Source organism: Mycobacterium sp. TH-M11, from assembly GCF_057473725.1.
Genome location: NZ_JBYCLD010000186.1, coordinates 1 through 4,832, shown reverse-complemented (window position 1 = coordinate 4,832; position 4,832 = coordinate 1). Strand labels below are relative to the sequence as shown.

General features: G+C 68.4%; 5 protein-coding genes. All 5 read right to left on the bottom strand.

Features of this window, described 5'->3' with window-relative positions; translation table 11 throughout:
- Positions 1-605 (bottom strand): DJ-1/PfpI family protein (locus tag AC2VOG_RS08130; protein WP_486939404.1); only part of this gene is annotated, 605 nt, incomplete at its 3' end.
- A complete protein-coding gene (locus tag AC2VOG_RS08125; RefSeq protein ID WP_486939403.1) occupies positions 602-1,564 on the bottom strand; it encodes a GlxA family transcriptional regulator in 963 nt (320 codons plus the stop codon). The genes AC2VOG_RS08130 and AC2VOG_RS08125, both read right to left, overlap by 4 nt.
- A gap of 55 nt (positions 1,565-1,619) precedes the next feature.
- The gene (locus AC2VOG_RS08120) at positions 1,620-2,138 is read right to left on the bottom strand and encodes a hypothetical protein (RefSeq protein ID WP_486939402.1); all 519 of its coding nucleotides are present in this window, start codon (positions 2,136-2,138) and stop codon (positions 1,620-1,622) included.
- Between the two features lie 10 nt (positions 2,139-2,148).
- Positions 2,149-3,108 carry an o-succinylbenzoate synthase gene (locus AC2VOG_RS08115; RefSeq protein ID WP_486939401.1) on the bottom strand — a complete coding sequence of 320 codons (960 nt, stop codon included), beginning with the start codon at positions 3,106-3,108 and terminating at the stop codon, positions 2,149-2,151.
- Positions 3,105-4,709, bottom strand: coding sequence for an amidohydrolase (locus tag AC2VOG_RS08110; protein ID WP_486939400.1), 1,605 nt, complete (start codon positions 4,707-4,709; stop codon positions 3,105-3,107). Before AC2VOG_RS08110 ends, AC2VOG_RS08115 begins: the two co-directional genes overlap by 4 nt.
- Positions 4,710-4,832 lie beyond the last annotated feature (123 nt).

Below are 4,832 nucleotides of genomic sequence, written 5' to 3'. Positions count from 1 at the left end.
GCCTTGGTTTTCGCGGACGCCTTGGACATGTGGCCGGAATCGAACGGTGGCTGCGGATCGTATTCAATGCCCAGTTGGATGGCCTTCGCGCGCTCCTCGCCTCCGATCTGGCCGGCCAGCCATAACGCCAGGTCGATACCGGCCGACACCCCGGCGCTGCTGACGATGTTGCCCTCGTGCACCACCCGCTCATCACCAACGGCGTTGACGCCCAACGTGTTCAGCAAGGAGAGCGCGCTCCAGTGCGAGGTTGCGCGCTTGCCGTCAAGCAGACCGGCGGCGGCCAGGATGACCGAACCCGTGCATACCGACGTGGTCCAGGTCGCGGTCCGGTGCGCGGCGCGCAGCCAGGCCAGCAGTTTCGCGTCACGGGCGTGTTCGACGCTGGTCGTCCCGCCCGGAACCAAAATCACGTCCGGTGAGGGGGTTTCGCTGAAACGGTGGGTGGCCCCGATGACGAGGCTGGCGGAGTCGGCGGTGATCGGGCCGGGCTGGTGCCACAGGAAACGGACCTCGGTGTCCGGCAGTCGATGCAGTACCTCATAGGGCCCGATAAAGTCCAGCGCGGTGAATCCGGGGTAGACGACGATCGCGATCTGGGTCATGCGAATGCCTTTCGGTATTGGTCGGGTGAGACGCCGATGCGACGAATGAAATTGCGGCGCATGGTTTCCGCGGTACCGAAGCCACAGCGCGACGCAATGGTCACCACGGTGTCGTCGGTCTGCTCGAGTTGACGACGGGCCGCCTCGGTGCGGACCCGCTCGACGTAGGCCCCGGGCGCTTCGCCGACTTCTGCGGTGAATACCCGGGTGAAGTGCCGCGGGCTCATCGCGGCCAGACGCGCCAGGTCGGTGATGCTGTGCGCGCCACCGGGCTCGGCGTCGACGGCGTTTTGCACGGCGCGAATGGGTTCACGCTTGGCGCGGGCCACCCACACCGGCGCGGCAAACTGGGTTTGCCCGCCGGGCCGTCGTAAATACAACACCAGCCAGCGCGCGACCGTCTGCGCCACCTCCGTGCCGTGGTCCTCTTCGACCAGTGCCAGCGCCAAATCGATGCCGGCGCTGACGCCGGCGGCGGTCCACACCGTCGGAGAGCTGCGGATGAAAATCGGGTCCGGATCGACGGTGACAGCCGGGAATTCGCGGGCCAGCTGATCGGCGAAGGCCCAGTGCGTGGTGGCCCGGCACCCGTCGAGCAAACCCGCCTGCGCGGCCAGGAATGCGCCGGTGCACACGCTCACGACACGACGGGCCCGCGGCGCCGCCGCGACGATCCAGTCGACCAACCGCGGGTCGCGCCGGTCGCCGCGCGCGCCACCGCCGCCCGGCAGCAGCAGCGTGTCGACGGCCGTGGCCGGGTCGGGCAGCGGTGCGGCGCCGAAACGCAGGCCGGTGTCGGTGGCCAACGACAACCCGTCGAGTGAGACCACGTCCACCACGTAGCCGTCGTTGCCCTGCGCGGCCAGCACCTGCGATGCGCTCGCGAACACTTCGAATGGGCCGACCAGATCCAGCGCTTGCACGCCCGGGAACCCGACGATCAGGACTTTGCGTGTCATGACTGTCAGTGTTGGCGGTCAGACCCCATGTCGTCTACGCCATGTAGCCCACAAATCAGGACAGCACTGGCCCGGAGAGCCTGGCCCACTGCGGGAAGCGGCGGACGAGCACGGCATCCAGCGACAGCCGACCGCTGTGGCCGCGTTCGAGCATGACCAGCAGTGCGAGAAATACCAGGGCATAGATGATGCCCGGTCCGATGTCGGTGGCACCCGGCCCGTACGGCGCGCCGAAACCGTCTGCGGTGCACCAGATCATCAGGGCATACAGCGCGCCGCCGAGGTAGACGACGCGACGGGCTACCCCCAGGATCACCGTGATCGCCAGCAATGTCTCAGTGATGGCGCCGATGTAGACGAACAATGCGGGCGCGGAACGCTCGATCGCGACGACGAAATCGAACCACCATCTGATCCAGTGCGGCTCACCGTCGGCGGTACTGATCATGTTCGGCAGGAAGGTCGCGCGGAAACCGGGTTGCCATTTCAGCCACGCGTCGACTCCCCAGATGATGCCGAACACGATGCGCAGCACGGCAATGTCGAAGTTCCGCCAATCCTTGGGCGTGCTCACCCCCCGCACGTTAGTGCACCCAGGCCAGCCGTGGATAGCAGACACGCACCCGCTCGACCCACCACTGCCGGCGCTGCGGCGACGCGGCCAGCGCCGCCAGTCGCGCCGGGTCCGGCGTGACCGGGCCGACCGGCAGGTAGCCGTCGACAGCCGCGACAGGTTCTGCGACATCTTCGACAAACAGCCGACCGGTGCCCAGCCCGCAGGCATGGCCCAGATTCGGCAGGGCCGCCGCCGCGGACAGCCCGACTCCGATGCCCACCGCCGAATCCAGCGCGCTGGAGATCACCACCGGGATGTCGATCTGCGCGGCGATCGCCAGCAACGCCGAAATGCCGCCCAGCGGAGCGACTTTCAGCACCGCGATGTCGGCAGCGCCAGCCCTAACGACGGCCAGCGGGTCGCCGGCCTTACGGATGCTTTCGTCGGCGGCCACCGGCACGTCGACCCGGCGGCGGACTTGCGCCAATTCCTCGACGGTGGCGCAGGGCTGCTCGAGGTATTCCAGCGGGCCGAGGGCCGCAACGGCCGCTACGGCCTGCGGAACAGTCCAGGCGCCGTTGGCGTCGACTCGCACGGTCGAGACCAGGGCGCGGACCGCGTCGACCCGGGCGACGTCGTCCTCGAGGGTCTGGCCGGGTTCGGCGACCTTGACCTTGGCGGTGCGCGCGCCGGGAAAGCGGGCCAGGATCTCGGGCACCTCAGCCGCCGGGACGGCCGGCACCGTGGCGTTGACGTCAACACGGTTGCGCAGCGGCGGCGGCGGTGCCCGGTAGGCCGAGTCGAGCGCGGCGGCCAGCCAGTGCGCGGCCTCGGCGTCGTCATATTCGAGGAACGCGCCGAATTCGCCCCAACCGGCCGGTCCGTCGATCAGCGCCACCTCACGAGTCATGATGCCGCGGAAGCGCACTCGCATCGGCAGCGAGATCACATGCAGGCGGTCGAGAACGTCGGGCAGCGTCGGGGTCACGACGCGTAGACCTGACGGCCGGCCAGAAACGTCGCGCGCACCTGCAGGTCGGCGATGTCCTCCGGCGCCACCGCACGCGGATCAGCGGACAGCACAACGAGATCGGCGTATTTGCCGACTTCCAGCGAGCCGGTGATGTCGTCGGCGAACAGCTGCCACGCCGCGTCGATGGTCTGCGCCCGGATCGCCTGCTCGACGGTCAGCCGCTCCTCGGGGCCCAGCACCCGCCCGCTGGGCGCTGTCCGCGTGACCGCAACGCTGATATTGCGCAGCGGCTCCTCCGGTGTCACCGGCGGGTCGTTGTGCAGCGAGATGCGCATGCCGGTGGCCACCGCGGAACCTGCCGGCATCCAACGGGATCCGCGCTCCTCACCAAACAGGCCGTCGACAATGACGTCACCCCAATAGTGGATCTGGTCGACGAATATGCTGCAGGTAACGCCGAGGTCGTGGGCGCGCTGGAGTTGCTCGGGCCGGATGGCGCCGACGTGTTCCAGGCGCAGTCGGTGGTCGTCGCGCGGGTTACGTTGCAGCGCTTGCTCATACACATCGAGAATGGTGTCGACGCCGGCGTCGCCCTGCACGTGACACGCCATCGGCCAGCCCAGCGGGTAGTAGGCGCCGACGATCTCGGTGAGCTGTTGTTTCGTGTAGTTGGCGCAGCCGCACGAACCCGGCGGCACGCCGATCGTGCGGGTGGCTTCGGTGTCGAGGTAGGGGAACGACAGCGCGATGTTGCCGATCCACGGTGAGCCGTCCACCCAGATCTTGATGCCGACCTGACGCAGCATGTCGTCGCCCTCGCCGGGCGTGGCATCGGTCGTCATCTGGGCGTTGGACATCTCGTAGGTCCGCAGGCGCACTGAGAGAGCGCCACGCAGGCCCTCGACGAGCGGCCGTAATGCCGGATCGAACGCCATTTCCGAGCAGGTCGTCAACCCGGCCTGGTTGAGTCGGGCGCACTCGGCCAGCAGCATCGCCGGGTAATCGCTGGGCGCAACAGCTCCGCCCAGCAGCGGAAACACCGCGCCGATTTCCTCGGCGCTGCCGTCGAGGTCGCCGTTGGTGTCGCGCCCGTACTTGGCGCCCTTGGGGTCGGCGGTGTCGCGGGTGAGCCCGGCCCGCTGAGCGGCGCGCGAATTGAAGTAGGCCTTGTGACCGGAGTTGTGGATGATCACCAGCGGGTCGTCGGGCGCCATCTCATCCAGCCAGCTCAGTGTCGGCTGGGGCAGACCGTCCTGCAGCAGCGGATCCCAGCCGTTGAGGTAGGCGCCGTCCGCGCCGTGGCGGGCCACCTCGCGGCGAACCGCGTCGACCACCTCTCCGGCGTGGCGCATAGTCACCGGCCGGATGTCGACCAGTCGATCGGACAGCGCGATCGCCTCCATCAACGGATGACCGTGCGCCTCAACGAAACCCGGCATCACGCAGCCGTCCCCGAAGTCGAGGGCCCGGGTATCGGGGCCGATGAACGCGGCCACCTCGGACCGACTGCCCACCGCGAGGATCCGGCCGCCGGCCACCGCCAGCGCCTCGGCGGTGGGCCGGGCGTCGTCGACGGTCAACACGGTTCCGTACATGACGACATCTGCGGCGGCCATGCCTCGACATGCTAGTGATACCCGGGGGCGGCTGACACGAATTGGAACACGTTCTAGTCTGAGGCGTATGAGTGACGATCTGCTGCGCAATCCGACCCACAACGGCCACCTGCTCGTCGGCGC

Excerpts from the sequence above, each read along its gene's own strand:
- AC2VOG_RS08125 (WP_486939403.1), bottom strand. The coding sequence starts at position 1,564 with ATGACACGCAAAGTCCTGATCGTCGGGTTCCCGGGCGTGCAAGCGCTG.
- AC2VOG_RS08110 (WP_486939400.1), bottom strand. The coding sequence starts at position 4,709 with ATGGCCGCCGCAGATGTCGTCATGTACGGAACCGTGTTGACCGTCGAC.